The following is a 15625-nucleotide window of genomic DNA, read 5'->3' as shown; positions in this document are numbered from 1 at the left end:
ACACCCTGCACGAACACACAGAACCCGCCCGCCCCGAGCTCTACCTCACCGCCTGACCACCACCCACCCACAGGGAACAACGGAATGACACCACGCCACGGGACTTGACCCTACGAGATGGAGCTGTGACATGTGCTACCCCGTGACCTGCCCGACGTGCGGCAAGACGACCTGGGCCGGGTGCGGCGAGCATGTCGACGCGGCGCTGCAGGGCGTGGCGGCGGCCGATCGCTGCGTCTGTCCGCGCTGATCCTCAGCGCTCGAGACGCTTCTTGAGCAGCTTGTCCTCGGTGCCGTGCACGGGGGAGTCCGTCGCGATGAGGCGGCCGCGCGTCGCACGATAGGTGTCGACGATCGTCCCGATGGACAGCGCGAGCGTGATGCCCCAGCTGATCCACGCGAGGGCCTGACGCCAGGTGAAGGGCACGTCGCCGCGTGCGCCGCGCAGGAGGGCCATCCCGCTCGTCACGGCGGAGATGATCCCGGTTCCGAACAGGTACTTGCGCATGCGTCCACGTTAGCCTGGAAAGATCCCCGCCGAGAGGAGCGTCATGAGCGCCCATGATGATCGCGCGCGGAGAACGGCCGACATGGTCGTCGTCTCCAACCGCCTGCCCGTGGACCGGTCCGGTCCCGAGGACGAATGGCGGAGATCACCCGGAGGTCTCGTGGCGGCCCTCGAACCCGTCCTCCAGGCGACCGGAGGAGCCTGGGTGGGCTGGCCCGGCCAGGCGGATGCCGAGGTCGCGCCCTTCCGGTTCGATGGGATGGAACTCGTTCCCGTCGCCCTCTCCGCGGACGACATCGAGCTGTACTACGAAGGCTTCTCGAACGACACGATCTGGCCGCTGTACCACGACGTCATCTCGCCGCCCGCCTACCATCGGGAGTGGTGGGACGCCTACGTGCGGGTGAACGAGAGGTTCGCTCAGGCCGCGGCATCCGTCGCCGCACCCGAAGCTACGGTGTGGGTGCAGGACTATCAGCTGCAGCTCGTGCCGCAACTGCTGCGCGAGCTGCGTCCCGACGTCGTCATCGGCTACTTCCACCACATTCCGTTCCCCGCATACGGCATCTACGCCCAGCTGCCCTGGCGGCGTCAGGTGCTCTCCGGACTGCTCGGTGCCGACGTCATCGGCTTCCAACGCGTCGCGGATGCCGGCAACTTCGCCCGCGCGGTGCGCCGGCAGCTCGGCTACGAGACGAAGGCCGGATCGATCCGGGTGCCCACGGACGGCGGGGGAGTGCGCACGGCCGTCGCCAAGGCATACCCGATCTCGATCGACGCGGCCGCGTACGACGAGCTCGCGCGGCGTCCGGAGGTGCAGCAGCGCGCGCGCGAGATCCGGGAGAGCCTCGGAGATCCGGCCACCATTCTCTTCGGCGTCGACCGCCTCGACTACACGAAGGGCATCGGGCATCGGCTGAAGGCGTACGGTGAACTCCTCGCGGACGGTCGCCTCGATGTCGAGGACTCCACGCTCGTACAGGTCGCGAGTCCCAGCCGCGAGCGCGTCGCCGCGTACATGCAGCTGCGTGACGAGATCGAGCTCACGGTCGGCCGCATCAACGGCGATCACGACACCGTAGGGCACACGGCGATCCGGTACCTGCACCACTCCTATCCGCGCGAGGAGATGGTCGCGCTGTACCTCGCGGCCGATGTCATGCTCGTGACGGCGCTGCGCGACGGCATGAACCTCGTGGCGAAGGAGTACATCGCCAGCCGTGTCGACGGCCGAGGCGTGCTCGTGCTCAGCGAATTCACCGGGGCTGCGGACGAACTGACCCAGGCGATCCGCGTGAACCCGCACGACATCGAGGGAATGAAGGACGCGATCATGTCCGCGATCGAGATGCCCGAGGAGGAGCAGCGGCGTCGCATGCGGGCGCTCCGCCGACGGGTGCGCGACCACGACGTCGCCGACTGGTCGCGATCGTTCCTGGGCGACCTGAGCAGCATCACGCGATGACACCCCGCCAGGCCGTCTCGACGCTCGCCGCAACAGAGCGTCTGCTCGTCGCCCTCGACTTCGACGGCACGCTGTCGCCGCTCGTCGATGTGCCGATGGACGCACGTATGCTGCCCGCGGCGCGGGCCGCTCTGGAGGCGCTGACGGCGACGCCCGCCACGACGGTCGCGCTCGTCTCGGGCCGCAGCCTCGCGGACCTCCGCGTCATCGCCGAGCACCGCGACGACTCCCCGATCCTCCTCGCAGGCTCGCACGGCGCCGAGCACTGGGTGCCGGTCGGTGAGCCGGGAGGTGAACCGGGCGACGGTCCGAGTGTCGCCGAGCGCGCGGAGCGCGACCGGCTCCGAGCCGCCGCCGAAGACCTGATCGCGGGCATTCCGGGGGCGTGGATCGAGCGCAAGGAGTTCGGCTTCGCGGTTCACTCGCGTACCGTCGCCGCCGCCGACCGCGCGGCCGTGAACGATCGCGTCGACGCTCTCATGGTCGACCAGGCGCCGACCTGGCGTCGTCGCACCGGCCACCGCATCGTGGAGTACGCCTTCCGCGATGTCGGGAAGGACGCCGCCGTCGCGTGGTTGCGCGCTCGGACAGGCGCCACGGCGGTGCTCTTCGCGGGCGACGACGTCACCGATGAAGACGCGTTGGCGAGTCTGCATGCGGGCGACGTCGGTGTGCGCGTCGGTGCAGGAGACACGGCGGCATCCGTGCGTGTGGACGGCATCCCAGAACTTGCCGCGTTGCTTGTGCTTCTCGCACACGAGCGGTCCGCCCTGCAGGAATAGACTGCGAGAATGCCTCCTTCCGACGACACCCGCGCCACGGTCGACATCAAACCCCGCTCCCGCGCCGTCACCGACGGTATCGAGGCCACGACCTCGCGCGGAATGCTCCGCGCCGTCGGCATGGGCGACGAGGACTGGGACAAGCCCCAGATCGGCATCGCCTCCAGCTGGAACGAGATCACCCCCTGCAACCTGAGCCTGGACCGCCTCGCGCAGGGCGCGAAGGAGGGCGTGCACGCCGGCGGCGGCTACCCCCTGCAGTTCGGCACGATCTCCGTCTCCGACGGCATCTCGATGGGTCACGAGGGCATGCACTTCTCGCTCGTCTCGCGCGAAGTGATCGCCGATTCGGTGGAGACGGTCGTCATGGCGGAGCGGCTCGACGGCACCGTCCTCCTCGCTGGCTGCGACAAGTCGATCCCCGGCATGCTCATGGCGTCCGCCCGCCTCGACCTGTCGAGCGTCTTCCTCTATGCCGGGTCGATCGCGCCCGGGTGGGTCAAGCTCTCCGACGGCACCGAGAAGGACGTCACGATCATCGATTCGTTCGAGGCCGTCGGCGCGTGTCTCGCCGGCAAGATGAGCGAAGCCGACCTCAAGCGCATCGAGTGTGCGATCGCGCCCGGTGAGGGCGCCTGTGGCGGAATGTACACCGCCAACACGATGGCCTCGGTCGCCGAAGCCCTGGGCCTGTCGTTGCCCGGATCCGCAGCGCCGCCGTCGGCGGACCGTCGCCGGGACTACTTCGCGCACCGCTCCGGCGAGGCCGTTGTGAACCTCCTCCGCCAGGGCATCACGACCCGCGACATCCTGACGCCGGATGCCTTCGAGAACGCGATCGCGCTCGCGATGGCCCTCGGAGGCTCGACCAACGTCGTCCTGCACCTGCTCGCGATCGCCCGTGAGGCGGAGGTCGAGCTGACCCTCAAGGACTTCAACCGGATCGGCGACAAGGTTCCGCACGTCGCGGACATGAAGCCGTTCGGCAAGTACGTGATGAACGACGTCGACCGGCACGGCGGCATCCCCGTCATCATGAGAGCGATGCTCGAGGAAGGGCTCCTCCACGGCGACGCGCTCACGGTGACGGGCAAGACGCTCGCCGAGAACCTCGAGGACCTCAATCCCGACCCCGTCGACGGCACCGTCATCCACACGTTCGACAACCCGATCCACAAGACGGGCGGACTCACGATCCTGCACGGTTCACTCGCCCCGGAGGGCGCCGTCGTCAAGACCGCCGGCTTCGATGCGGCCGTCTTCGAGGGGCCCGCTCGCGTGTTCGAGCGCGAGCGTGCCGCGATCGACGCCCTCGCCGCCGGCGACATCGAGGCGGGCAGCGTCGTCGTCATCCGCTACGAGGGCCCCAAGGGCGGCCCCGGCATGCGCGAGATGCTCGCCATCACGGCAGCGATCAAGGGCGCGGGGCTCGGAAAAGATGTACTACTCTTGACGGACGGACGATTCTCAGGCGGCACAACCGGCCTGTGCATCGGCCACATAGCACCCGAAGCGGTGGACGCTGGTCCCATCGCCTTCGTGCGCGATGGTGATCTGATACGGGTCGATATCGCGGCTCGCACGCTCGACCTACTCGTCGACGAGGCAGAGCTGAGCTCCCGCCGGGACGGCTGGGAGCCCCTTCCTCCGCGCTATACCCGTGGCGTTCTGGCCAAATACTCGAAGCTCGTGCACTCCGCAGCGGAGGGCGCGATCACGGGTTAGGCCCCGGTTCTCCATCCGATCACGACACGTTTCCCCGAGGTCTCACGCATGTCACTCGACACCACTGCGGCCGTTCCCCGGCCGCCCGCCCGCGGCGCCTCTGCACCCCTGCTCACCGGTGCAGCTGCCGTCGTCCGCTCCCTCGAACTCCTGGGCGTCACCGACGTCTTCGGGCTCCCGGGGGGCGCCATCCTTCCCGTCTACGACCCGCTCATGGACTCGACCGAGCTGCGCCACATCCTGGTGCGGCACGAGCAGGGCGCCGGCCACGCCGCGGAAGGTTACGCCTCGGCATCGGGCAAGGTCGGTGTCGCAATCGCGACGAGCGGCCCTGGCGCCACCAACCTCGTGACGGCGATCGCCGACGCGTACATGGACTCGGTGCCGCTCCTCGCGATCACCGGCCAGGTGTTCTCGACGCTCATGGGCACGGACGCCTTCCAGGAGGCCGATATCGTCGGCATCACGATGCCGATCACGAAGCACTCCTTCCTCGTGAAGGATGCCGCGGAGATCCCCGGGGCGATCGCCGCCGCCTACGAGATCGCCTCGACGGGCCGACCCGGTCCCGTGCTCGTGGACATCACGAAGGACGCGCAGCAGGCCGAAGTGCCCTTCATCTGGCCGCCGCGCTACGACCTGCCCGGATACCGGCCGGTCACGAAGGCGCACGGCAAGCAGATCCAGGCCGCGGCGAACCTGCTGCAAACCGCGAAGAAGCCCGTCCTGTACGTGGGTGGCGGCGTCGTGCGTGCGGGGGCGTCCGCCGAACTCCTGACGCTCGCCGAGACGACCGGGGCGCCCGTCGTCACGACCCTGATGGCCCGCGGCGCGTTCCCGGATTCGCACCCGCAGCACCTCGGCATGCCGGGCATGCACGGCACGGTGCCCGCCGTCCTCGCGCTCCAGGAGGCCGATCTCATCGTCGCCCTCGGCGCACGGTTCGATGACCGCGTGACGGGGAAGGCGTCGCTGTTCGCCCCGAACGCGCAGGTCGTGCACGTCGACATCGACCCCGCCGAGATCTCCAAGATCCGTACCGCCGACGTGCCCATCGTGGGTGACGTGCGCGAAGTGCTCATCGATCTCGACGCCGCCTTCCGCGGTGCGACGGGCGGCGAAAAGCCCGACACCGCCGAGTGGTGGTCGTACCTCGAAGGACTGCTCAACGAGTTCCCGCTCGGCTACACCCAGCCGAGCGACGGCCTCATGTCGCCGCAGTACGTGATCTCGCGCATCGGCGAACTCACCGGCCCCGAGGGCGTGTACGCCGCGGGCGTCGGCCAGCACCAGATGTGGGCCGCGCAGTTCATCAAGTACGAGCGTCCGAACGCGTGGCTCAACTCCGGGGGCGCCGGCACGATGGGCTACTCCGTTCCCGCCGCGATGGGGGCGAAGGTGGCCGAGCCGGAGCGTCCGGTGTGGGCGATCGACGGCGACGGCTGCTTCCAGATGACCAATCAGGAGCTCGCGACCTGCGTCATCAACAACATCCCGATCAAGGTCGCGATCATCAACAACTCGTCGCTCGGCATGGTTCGTCAGTGGCAGACCCTGTTCTACAACGGCCGCTACTCCAACACCGACCTGAACACCGGCCACGACTCCGTCCGCATCCCCGACTTCGTGAAACTCGCGGAGGCGTACGGCTGTCTTGCGATCCGCGTCGAGAAGGAGGAGGACGTGGATGCCGCCATCCGCACCGCCCTCGAGACGAACGATCGCCCCGTCGTGATCGACTTCGTCGTGTCGGCCGACGCGATGGTGTGGCCGATGGTTCCGCAGGGCGTCAGCAACAGCTACATCCAGTACGCGCGCGATCACGCGCCGAGCTTCGACGAGGAGGACTGACCATGAGCAAGCACGTTCTGAGCCTCCTCGTCGAGGACAAGCCCGGCCTCCTCACGCGCGTCGCGGGCCTGTTCGCCCGTCGCGGCTTCAACATCGAATCGCTCGCCGTGGGCGTGACCGAGGTGCCGGGGCTGTCCCGCATCACGGTCGTTGTCGACGTCGAGGGCCTGCCGCTCGAGCAGGTGACGAAGCAGCTGAACAAGCTCGTCAATGTCATCAAGATCGTCGAGCTCGAGCAGACGGCATCGGTCCAGCGCGAGCACATGCTGATCAAGGTGCGCGCCGACAACCAGACGCGGTCGAACGTCATCGAGGTCGTGAATCTCTTCCGCGCGTCCGTCGTCGACTATGCCACCGACGCCCTCGTCATCGAGGTGACCGGCGACCGCGGCAAGGTCGACGCGATCCTGCGTGCGTTGGAGCCCTTCGGCATCAAGGAGCTCGCGCAGTCCGGCATGGTCGCCATCGGCCGCGGCGGCAAGTCCATCACCGAGCGGGTCCTCCGCGGCTGACCCCTGAACCACTACCAAGGAGAAACAACAACCATGGCTGAGATCTTCTACGACTCCGACGCCGACCTGTCCATCATCCAGGGCAAGAAGGTCGCGATCGTCGGATACGGCTCGCAGGGGCACGCGCACGCGCAGAACCTGCGCGACTCCGGTGTTGAGGTCGTCATCGCCCTCAAGGACGGCTCCAAGAGCACCGCGAAGGCGCAGGAGGACGGTTTCGAGGTCAAGAACGTCGCCGATGCGACCGCGTGGGCCGACCTCATCATGATCCTCGCGCCCGACCAGCACCAGCGCGGCATCTACAGCGAGTCCATCGCCCCGAACCTCGCCGAGGGCAAGACGCTCGCCTTCGCGCACGGCTTCAACATCCGCTTCGGCTACATCGACGCCCCGGAGGGCGTCGACGTCATCCTCGTCGCCCCGAAGGCTCCGGGCCACACGGTCCGTCGCGAGTTCGTGGCCGGCCGGGGCATCCCCGACATCATCGCCGTCGAGAAGGATGCCTCGGGAAGCGCCTGGGCGACCGCTCTGTCGTACGCGAAGGCGATCGGCGGCACGCGCGCCGGTGTCATCAAGACGACCTTCACCGAGGAGACCGAGACCGACCTGTTCGGTGAGCAGTCGGTGCTCTGCGGCGGCATGAGCCACCTGGTCGAGTACGGCTTCGAGACGCTCACCGAGGCGGGCTACCAGCCCGAGATCGCCTACTTCGAGGTGCTGCACGAGCTGAAGCTCATCGTCGACCTCATGTGGGAGGGCGGCATCGCCAAGCAGCGCTGGTCGATCTCCGACACGGCCGAGTACGGCGACTACGTCTCCGGGCCCCGGGTCATCGATCCCTCCGTCAAGGAGAACATGAAGGCCGTCCTCGCCGACATCCAGTCGGGTGCGTTCGCCAAGCGCTTCATCGACGACCAGGATGCCGGTGCGCCCGAGTTCCTCGCCCTTCGCGAGAAGGAGGCGCAGCACCCCATCGAGAAGACGGGCAAGGAGCTGCGCTCGCTCTTCGCGTGGAAGCAGCAGGACAGCGACTACACGGAGGGCTCGGCCGCGCGCTGAGTTCCGCAGACTCTCGGCACACCCGCCGAGCCAGGCTGTCACAGGCCGGGAAGCCCGACCCCCTACCCGGGGTCGGGCTTCCGCCTTTTGCTAGCGTGGATGCCATGACCGCTGCGCTCGAGATCGCCGTCCAGGATGCCGCGGGAGCCCGGGCCTCGATCGCAGCGGGTGCGGATCGTCTCGAGCTCTGCCAGGCGCTCGGTGTGGGCGGACTGACGCCGTCGATCGGTCTCATCGACGCCGTGGTGGCGGCCGTCGGCGGCGAGAGGGTGAACGTCCTCGTCCGCCCGCGAGGCGGGGGGTTCGTCTACGACCGCGAGGAGGTGGCGCTCGTCGCCGACGATATCGCGGCCGCGGTTCGCGCGGGTGCCGGCGGCGTCGTGATCGGTGCGCTCACTCCGCAGGGGGACGCCGACCTCGAGGCCGTCGCACGGTGGCGGGATGCCGCGGGCGAGGCGTCGCTCGTCTTCCACCGGGCGATCGACGCGACGTCCGACCCGGTCGCGGTGCTGGGGCAGCTGGCGGGCGCGGGCGTCGACCGGATCCTGACTTCCGGCGGTGCGGCACGGTCGGTCGACGGAGTGTCGACGCTCGCGCGCCTCGTCGACGCTGCGGGAGACGTCGAGATCATGGCGGGGGGCGGCATCCGGCCGGCTGACATCCCGGCGATCCTCGCGTCCGGCGTCCACGCCGTGCACCTCTCCCCACGGGGCCAGGCAGGACTCGATGAGCCCTCGGGGCCCGGCGGCGGAGACGCCGGCTACGACGTCACGGATCCCGCGGTCGTCGCAGAGGCACGCGCTGCCGTGCACGGCGTGCCTCGCGTCTGAGCGCGATACGCTGAGCCGCGTGAGCACAGGACGCGACGACGACGCCCTCCGCTGGGACGGAGACGATGACCCCACGCTGGTGTCGTCGCAGAGTTCCGCCGTGCCGAAGGAGGAGCCTCTCGCGCTGCCGGATGGTTTCACGGCCGTCGGCAAGGACAGCGAGAAGGTCGGGCGGATCGAGGCGGACGGTGCGGTCGTCATGCCGGGGGAGCGCGCGCCGCTGTCGAACACGGTGCTGCTGACTCTGGGCGTCCTCGCGGGCGTCTATCTGCTCTTCACGATCGGTTGGATCGTCGGTGGCCTGCGACTGCAGGGCACCGCGCAGTTCCTCGTGAGTCCTGTCGGGTACCAGGCTGCTCTGTGGCTCGCGATCGCCGCGCCCCTCCTGTGGTTCGTCGCGGCTTACGTGCTCTCGCGCACCGCGAGGACGTGGGTGCGGCTCGTATGGCTCGTGGCGGGGCTCGTTCTGCTCGTCCCGTGGCCCTTCGTCATGGTGGGCGCGGTCGGGGCGGTGGCGGCATGACGTCGGCATCCACCACCGCCGGTGCGAAGACGGCGCGTCCGGGCGTCCTCCCGATCTGGGTCATCGTCGCGATCTCGGTGTTCTTCGGCCTCTTCTACGCGTACGCGGTGTGGAACGCGATCGCCTTCCTCGTCTCCCAGGCGACCGGGCCGCTGGGGCTCAACGGTGCCGGCTGGGCGATTCTGCTCGCCGCGGTGGTGTTTCCCCTCGTCGCCTTCGGGGTGGCGTTCGCGATCGGCTGGCGCCGTGCGTGGTGGGAGTTCGCGCTGACGCTTCTCGCGGGGCTCGGGCTCGTCGCGGTGTTCTGGTTGAACGTCGTGGCGTACAGCGTCACGAACGGTGCGACGCTCCTCGGATGACCCCGGCTGTCACACGGTCATTCGGGCCCACCCGGCGCCGGTAGGCTGAAGGCCTTCCCCGTCTCGTTCGCAAAGGTCTGCCGCCGTGTCCAAGCCCGTCGTCCTGATTGCCGAAGAACTCTCTCCCGCCACGATCGATGCCCTCGGCGAGGGCTTCGACGTGCGCAACGTCGACGGCACGGACCGTCCCGCGCTGCTCAGCGCGATCGCCGACGCCGACGCGATCCTCATCCGCTCGGCGACCAAGGTGGATGCCGAGGCGATCGCCGCGGCATCCCGCCTCAAGGTCGTCGCCCGTGCGGGCGTCGGTCTCGACAACGTCGACATCAAGGCCGCCACGGCTGCCGGCGTCATGGTGGTCAACGCGCCGACGTCGAACATCATCTCCGCGGCCGAGCTCACCGTCGGTCACATCCTGAGCCTTGCCCGGCACATTCCGGCGGCGCACGCATCGCTCGCGGCCGGCGCCTGGAAGCGCAGCTCGTTCACCGGAACCGAGCTCTTCGAGAAGACGGTCGGGATCATCGGTCTCGGCCGCATCGGCGCGCTCATCGCCGCGCGTCTGCAGGGGTTCGGCGTCACGGTCGTCGCGTACGACCCGTACGTCACGCCCGCGCGTGCCCAGCAGCTCGGCGTGACCCTGCTCCCGCTCGACGAGCTTCTCGCGCAGAGCGACTTCGTCACGATCCACATGCCGAAGACCCCCGAGACGACCGGCATGATCGGCGCCGAGCAGTTCGCGCTCATGAAGCCGACGGCATACGTCGTCAACGTCGCCCGCGGCGGTCTCATCGACGAAACAGCGCTCTATACGGCACTGACGACGGGTGAGATCGCGGGCGCGGGCCTCGATGTCTTCACGTCCGAGCCCCCGAAGGAGGACGGCACGGCCTTCCCCCTGCTCTCACTCCCGAATGTCGTCGTCACGCCGCACCTCGGTGCGTCGACCGACGAGGCGCAGGAGAAGGCGGGCATCTCGGTCGCGCGCTCGGTGAAGCTCGCGCTCGAGGGCGACCTCGTCCCCGACGCCGTCAACGTCGCCGGTGGCGTCATCGACCCCTTCGTGCGCCCCGGCATCGCTCTCGTCGAGCAGCTCGGCCAGGTTTTCTCGGGACTTGCCGCGAGCGCGCTGACGAGCCTCGACATCGAAGTGCGGGGCGAGCTCGCCGCGTACGACGTCAGCGTCTACCGGCTCGCTGCGCTCAAAGGCATCCTGTCGAAGATCGTGAGCGAGAACGTCTCCTACGTCAACGCGCCCCTGTTGGCGGAGCAGCGCGGCATCGAGACCCGGATGATCGTCGAGGCCGACAGCCCGCTGTACCGCAACATCACGATCCTGCGCGGAACGCTCTCCGACGGCACGGTGCTGACCGTGGCGGGGACGCTCGCCGGCACGCGCATGGTGCCGAAGATCGTCGGCATCAACGGCTACGAGATCGAGGTGCCGATCGAGCAGCACCACATCGTCATGCGCTACGCGGACCGGCCGGGCATCGTGGCGATCTACGGACAGGAGCTGGGGGAGGCGGGCATCAACATCGCGGGGCTGTTCGTCGCGCACCCGGATGCCTCGGGCCGTGCCCTCTCGGTCCTGACGGTCGATCAGCCCGTGCCCGACGAGATCCTCGAGAACATGCGTGCCGCGGTCGCGGCGGACCTGTTCCGTCAGATCGAGATCACTGCGGAGTGATCGGCTGATCAGCGCACGGAGGATTCGACGAGCGCGATGAGCGCATCGAGGTCGCCGGCGCGGGGGACCGGTGCCGCGGCGGCGGGGCCGCCGAGGGCGTTGTTGTAGTACAGCCCGTCGCTCACGAGCAGGACGAGCGCCAGTGCCGTGTCGTCGCGGACGTGGGGCCGCAGAGCGTCGGCCCAGCGGATGCGCACGTGCCGCAGCGCCTCCGCGGCGGCGTGATGGCCACCTTGCGCCAGACGCGATGTCGCAATGAGGACCCGATCGAGCGGGTCATCGTCCATCACAGACGTGCGCAGGAAGAAGGCGACTGCGCCGTCGGGGGCGGATGCCATCGCGTCGAGATCCGCGCCGACGAGGGCGTCGAGGCGGTCGAGGAGCGCGCTTTCGAGCGCGTCCTTCGTCGCGTAGTGGTAGAGCAGGCCGCCCTTGGAGACGCCCGCGACACGGGCGGCGGCATCCATGGTCGCTGCGCGTCCACCCTCGTCGATCAGAAGGCGTTCGAAGGCGTCGAGGACGCTCTCTCGGGCGTGCGGAGGTCGGGCCATGTCTGTTACTATACCGGCTGGACGGTGTAGAAATGACATTGACGGAAGAACTTCGGATCGCCGACGCGCAGGGTCGACGGGTGGGCTGGCGTGGGTGGGCGGCGCTCATCGTGCTCATGCTCCCCGTGCTGCTCGTCTCGGTCGACAACACGGTTCTGAGCTTCGCGCTGCCCGACATCGCGCGCGACCTCGGGCCGACCAGCGCACAGCAGCTGTGGATCATCGACGCGTACCCGCTCGTGCTCGCCGGTCTCCTCGTGACCATGGGGACTCTCGGCGACCGCTTCGGCCGCCGCCGCATGCTCCTGATCGGTGCGATCGGATTCGCCGCGATCTCCGCCCTCGCGGCCTTCGCCCCGAGCGCCGGCTGGCTGATCGCCGCCCGCGCGGGAATGGGCGTGTTCGGTGCGATGCTCATGCCGTCGACGCTGTCGCTGCTGCGTTCGATCTTCACCGATCGCGAGCAGAGGCGCTTCGCCATCGCCGTGTGGGCGGCGATGTTCTCGGCGGGTGCAGCCGCGGGGCCCATCGTCGGCGGCATTCTCCTCGAGCACTTCGCGTGGGGCTCGGTGTTCCTGCTGGCGGTACCCGTGCTTCTCCCTCTCCTGGTGTTCGCCCCGCTCCTCGTGCCGGAGAGCCGAGACCCGCGCCCGGGCCGCATCGATCCGATCTCGATCGTCTTCTCGATGGCGACGATGGTGCCGATCGTCTTCGCGATCAAGGAGGCCGCGGTGCACGGCTTCGACCTCACGATCCCGGCGCTCGTTCTCGTCGGCCTCGTCTTCGGCGCGCTGTTCGTACGTCGGCAGCTGCGGATGGAGGTGCCGATGCTCGACATGCGCCTGTTCGCCCGGGGCACGTTCACGGGCGCGCTGCTCGTCAACCTGCTGAGCGTCGTCGCGCTCGTCGGATTCCTGTTCTTCGTCGCTCAGCACCTGCAGCTGATCGTCGGACTCTCGCCGATGCAGGCCGGGTTCGCGCTCGTTCCCGGCATGGTCGCGATGATCGTCTCCGGGCTCGTCGTCGTGCCGATCGCGTCGCGCGTGAATGCCCGCGTCGTCGTGCCGGCGGCGCTCGCGTTCTCCGTTGCCGGGTACGTGCTCGTGGCGCTGTCGGCGACCGATGCCGACCTCGGACTTCTCGTCGCCGCCTTCGTGCTCCTCGGTCTCGGCATCGGTGCCGCCGAGACGGTCTCGAACGATCTCATCCTCTCGAGCGCACCGCCGGAGAAGGCCGGGGCCGCGAGCGCCGTGTCGGAGACGGCGTACGAGCTGGGCGCGGTCCTCGGCACCGCCGTCCTCGGCGGCATCCTGACCTCCCTCTTCCGCACCGGCATGACGCTGCCCCCGGAGGTCACCGGGAGCGCCGCCGATGCCGCGCGCGAGACTCTCGCGGGCGCCATGGCGGTGGCCGAGCAGCTCGGGGGAGCGCTCGGCGACCAGGTGCGCCTCGCCGCGGCGCACGCCTTCGACTCCGGAGTCGTCGTGACCTCTCTCGTGGGCGCGGGCCTCGTCGTCGCAGCGGCTGTGATCGCGGCCGCTACGCTGAGTACGAGACCCCATACCAGCGAGGAGAGCGATGTCGCGCGTCATCAGATTGGCACTGATCCCCGGTGACGGCATCGGGCCCGAAGTCGTCGCTGAAGCCGAGAAGGTCCTCGATGCGGTGACAGCGGGCTCCGACGTCGCCTTCGAGAAGACCCGGTTCTCGCTCGGAGCGGCGCGATACCTCGAGACCGGCGATACGCTCACCGACGGCGACCTCGCGGCGATCGCGGGCCATGACGCCATCCTGCTCGGCGCCGTCGGCGGAGTCCCCGGTGATGAGCGTCTCAAGAATGCCAACATCGAGCGGGGCCTCCTGCTGAAGCTCCGCTTCGCGCTCGACCACTACGTGAACCTGCGTCCCTCGAAGCTCTATCCGGGCGCGCCGGGCCCCCTCGCGGCGCCGGGTGAGATCGACTTCGTCGTGGTGCGCGAGGGCACCGAGGGGCCCTACGTCGGCAACGGCGGATCGATCCGCACCGGTACGCCGCACGAGGTCGCCAACGAGACGAGCGTCAATACGGCGTACGGCATCGAACGCGTCGTGCGCTACGCGTTCGCCGCCGCCGAGAAGCGTCGGAAGAAGCTGACGCTCGTGCACAAGACGAACGTCCTCGTCCACGCCGGCGGCATGTGGAAGCGGATCGTGGATGCTGTGGCATCCGAGCACCCCGAAGTCGTCGTAGACTACCTCCACGTCGATGCGGCCACCATCTTCCTGGTCACGAACCCGGGTCGCTTCGATGTGATCGTCACCGACAACCTCTTCGGCGACATCCTCACCGACTTGGCCGGCGCCGTCACCGGAGGCATCGGTCTCGCCGCCTCGGGGAACATCAATCCCGACGGCACGTTCCCCTCGATGTTCGAGCCCGTGCACGGCTCGGCGCCCGACATCGCAGGGACCCAGAAGGCCGACCCCACGGCCGCGATCCTGTCCGTCGCCCTCCTGCTCGATCACCTCGGGCTCTCGGGCGAAGCTCAGCGCGTCACCCGCGCCGTCGAGGACGACATCGCCGCACGGGGTGCGTCCACCCGCACGACCGCTCAGGTCGGCGACGCCATCGTCGCGGCTCTGCAGGCGTAGCCTGGATCCGCCACCGCACGAAACAGGGATGATCATGACCCTCACCTACGACCCCGATGCCGGACTCGCCCCCCTCGAGTTCGCCGTCTCGAAGAACCTCAACGCGAAGAGCGATGCCGAGCGCGCCGAGATGCTGGCCGATCCGCAGTTCGGCACCGCCTTCACCGATCACATGATCGACGTGTGCTGGTCGGTCCGTGGCGGGTGGCATCGCCCTCGCGTGCAGCCGTACGGTCCGCTGTCGCTCGACCCCGCGGCATCCGTTCTGCACTACGGGCAGGAGATCTTCGAGGGCATCAAGGCATACCGCCATGCGGACGGCTCCATCCACACCTTCCGTCCCGACGCGAACGGGAAGCGTCTGCAGCGCAGCGCCCGCCGCCTCGCGCTGCCGGAGCTGCCGGTAGAGTACTTCATCCAGTCGCTGCGCGAGCTCATCGCTGTGGACGGGGCGTGGGTGCCGTCGGGTGCGGACCAGAGCCTGTACCTGCGCCCCTTCATGATCGCCAAGGAGGCCTTCCTCGGTGTGCGCCCGGCGAACAAGGTCGGCTACTACGTCATCGCGTCCCCGGTCGGCGCCTACTTCAAGGGCGGCGCGAAGCCCGTGTCGATCTGGCTGAGCGAGGACTACGCACGCGCGGGTAAGGGCGGCACGGGAGCGGCGAAGACCGGCGGCAACTACGCGGCGAGCCTTCTGCCGCAGGCCGAAGCGTACGAAGAGGGCTGCGACCAGGTCGTCTTCCTCGACCAGGAACGCAACGTCGAGGAGCTCGGCGGCATGAACGTCGTCTTCGTCTACAAGGACGGGACGATCGTCACGCCGCAGTCCGACTCGATCCTCGAGGGCATCACTCGCGACTCGATCCTCCAGCTCGCGGCCGACCGCGGCCACAGGGTCGAGGGGCGCGCCGTCTCGATCGACGAGTGGCGCGAGGGCGTCGCCTCCGGCGACATCGTCGAGGTCTTCGCCTGCGGCACGGCGGCAGTGGTTGCTCCGATCGGCGTGCTCAAAGGCAAGGACTTCATCGACGAGCAGCCGCTCGGCGAGCTCGCGCTGTCACTGCGCGAGGAGCTCACCGACATCCAGTACGGTCGCCGCGAGGACACGCACGACTGGCTGCTGCGCCTGGACGCCTGAC

Annotated in this window: 15 protein-coding genes; 13 read left to right on the top strand and 2 right to left on the bottom strand. The window is 68.9% G+C overall.

The features are described 5' to 3' along the window. Nucleotides 1-253: 253 nt before the first annotated feature. The gene (locus tag WFI52_RS12230; protein ID WP_336627294.1) at nt 254-508 is read right to left on the bottom strand and encodes a hypothetical protein; all 255 of its coding nucleotides are present in this window, start codon (nt 506-508) and stop codon (nt 254-256) included. Nucleotides 509-551: 43 nt separating this feature from the next. Here WFI52_RS12230 and WFI52_RS12225 point away from each other — a divergent pair, with 43 nt between their 5' ends. The 10 genes from WFI52_RS12225 (at nt 552) to serA (ending at nt 11304) form a co-directional block, all read left to right on the top strand. Continuing rightward, nucleotides 552-1973 (top strand): alpha,alpha-trehalose-phosphate synthase (UDP-forming), encoded by a 1422-nt coding sequence (locus tag WFI52_RS12225; protein WP_336627293.1) that lies wholly within the window; start codon nt 552-554, stop codon nt 1971-1973. Next, entirely contained in the window at nt 1970-2755 is a 786-nt protein-coding gene (gene otsB, locus WFI52_RS12220) for a trehalose-phosphatase (protein ID WP_336627292.1), read from the top strand. Before WFI52_RS12225 ends, otsB begins: the two co-directional genes overlap by 4 nt. Before the next feature lie 9 nt (nt 2756-2764). Continuing rightward, a complete protein-coding gene (gene ilvD, locus WFI52_RS12215; RefSeq protein WP_336627291.1) occupies nt 2765-4480 on the top strand; it encodes a dihydroxy-acid dehydratase in 1716 nt (571 codons plus the stop codon). Nucleotides 4481-4528: 48 nt separating this feature from the next. Continuing rightward, complete coding sequence (locus WFI52_RS12210) at nt 4529-6331, top strand: acetolactate synthase large subunit (protein WP_336627290.1); 1803 nt, start codon at nt 4529-4531, stop codon at nt 6329-6331. 2 nt (nt 6332-6333) lie between these two features. Next, the gene (ilvN, locus tag WFI52_RS12205) at nt 6334-6843 is read left to right on the top strand and encodes an acetolactate synthase small subunit (RefSeq protein WP_336627289.1); all 510 of its coding nucleotides are present in this window, start codon (nt 6334-6336) and stop codon (nt 6841-6843) included. Nucleotides 6844-6876: 33 nt separating this feature from the next. Then, complete coding sequence (ilvC, locus tag WFI52_RS12200) at nt 6877-7902, top strand: ketol-acid reductoisomerase (RefSeq protein WP_336627288.1); 1026 nt, start codon at nt 6877-6879, stop codon at nt 7900-7902. A 104-nt stretch (nt 7903-8006) separates the two neighbouring features. Next, nucleotides 8007-8732 carry a copper homeostasis protein CutC gene (locus WFI52_RS12195; RefSeq protein ID WP_336627287.1) on the top strand — a complete coding sequence of 242 codons (726 nt, stop codon included), beginning with the start codon at nt 8007-8009 and terminating at the stop codon, nt 8730-8732. A gap of 19 nt (nt 8733-8751) precedes the next feature. Beyond that, the gene (locus WFI52_RS12190) at nt 8752-9255 is read left to right on the top strand and encodes a DNA polymerase III subunit gamma/tau (protein WP_336627286.1); all 504 of its coding nucleotides are present in this window, start codon (nt 8752-8754) and stop codon (nt 9253-9255) included. Continuing rightward, nucleotides 9252-9614 (top strand): bacitracin resistance protein, encoded by a 363-nt coding sequence (locus WFI52_RS12185; protein ID WP_336627285.1) that lies wholly within the window; start codon nt 9252-9254, stop codon nt 9612-9614. Before WFI52_RS12190 ends, WFI52_RS12185 begins: the two co-directional genes overlap by 4 nt. Before the next feature lie 85 nt (nt 9615-9699). Then, nucleotides 9700-11304, top strand: coding sequence for a phosphoglycerate dehydrogenase (gene serA / locus WFI52_RS12180; protein WP_336627284.1), 1605 nt, complete (start codon nt 9700-9702; stop codon nt 11302-11304). A gap of 8 nt (nt 11305-11312) precedes the next feature. Here serA and WFI52_RS12175 read toward each other — a convergent pair whose 3' ends face one another. Further along, nucleotides 11313-11855 (bottom strand): TetR/AcrR family transcriptional regulator, encoded by a 543-nt coding sequence (locus tag WFI52_RS12175; RefSeq protein WP_336627283.1) that lies wholly within the window; start codon nt 11853-11855, stop codon nt 11313-11315. Nucleotides 11856-11887: 32 nt separating this feature from the next. Here WFI52_RS12175 and WFI52_RS12170 point away from each other — a divergent pair, with 32 nt between their 5' ends. From WFI52_RS12170 to WFI52_RS12160, 3 genes are read left to right on the top strand one after another with little or no spacing between them, the layout of a single operon-like run. Further along, nucleotides 11888-13471, top strand: a complete 1584-nt coding sequence (locus WFI52_RS12170; protein WP_336627282.1) for an MFS transporter — start codon at nt 11888-11890, stop codon at nt 13469-13471. After that, nucleotides 13434-14486 carry a 3-isopropylmalate dehydrogenase gene (locus tag WFI52_RS12165; protein ID WP_336627281.1) on the top strand — a complete coding sequence of 351 codons (1053 nt, stop codon included), beginning with the start codon at nt 13434-13436 and terminating at the stop codon, nt 14484-14486. The genes WFI52_RS12170 and WFI52_RS12165 overlap by 38 nt, the downstream gene beginning before the upstream one ends. 34 nt (nt 14487-14520) lie before the next feature. Further along, on the top strand, nt 14521-15624 hold the full coding sequence (locus tag WFI52_RS12160) for a branched-chain amino acid aminotransferase (protein ID WP_336627280.1): 1104 nt from the start codon (nt 14521-14523) through the stop codon (nt 15622-15624). The last annotated feature ends 1 nt before the right edge of the window (nt 15625 follow it).

It is taken from the genome of Microbacterium sp. MMO-20 (assembly GCF_037147735.1).
Taxonomy (GTDB): Bacteria; Actinomycetota; Actinomycetes; order Actinomycetales; family Microbacteriaceae; genus Microbacterium.
Note: the sequence above shows the minus strand (reverse complement) of the source record. Positions and strands in the feature narration are given on the sequence as shown.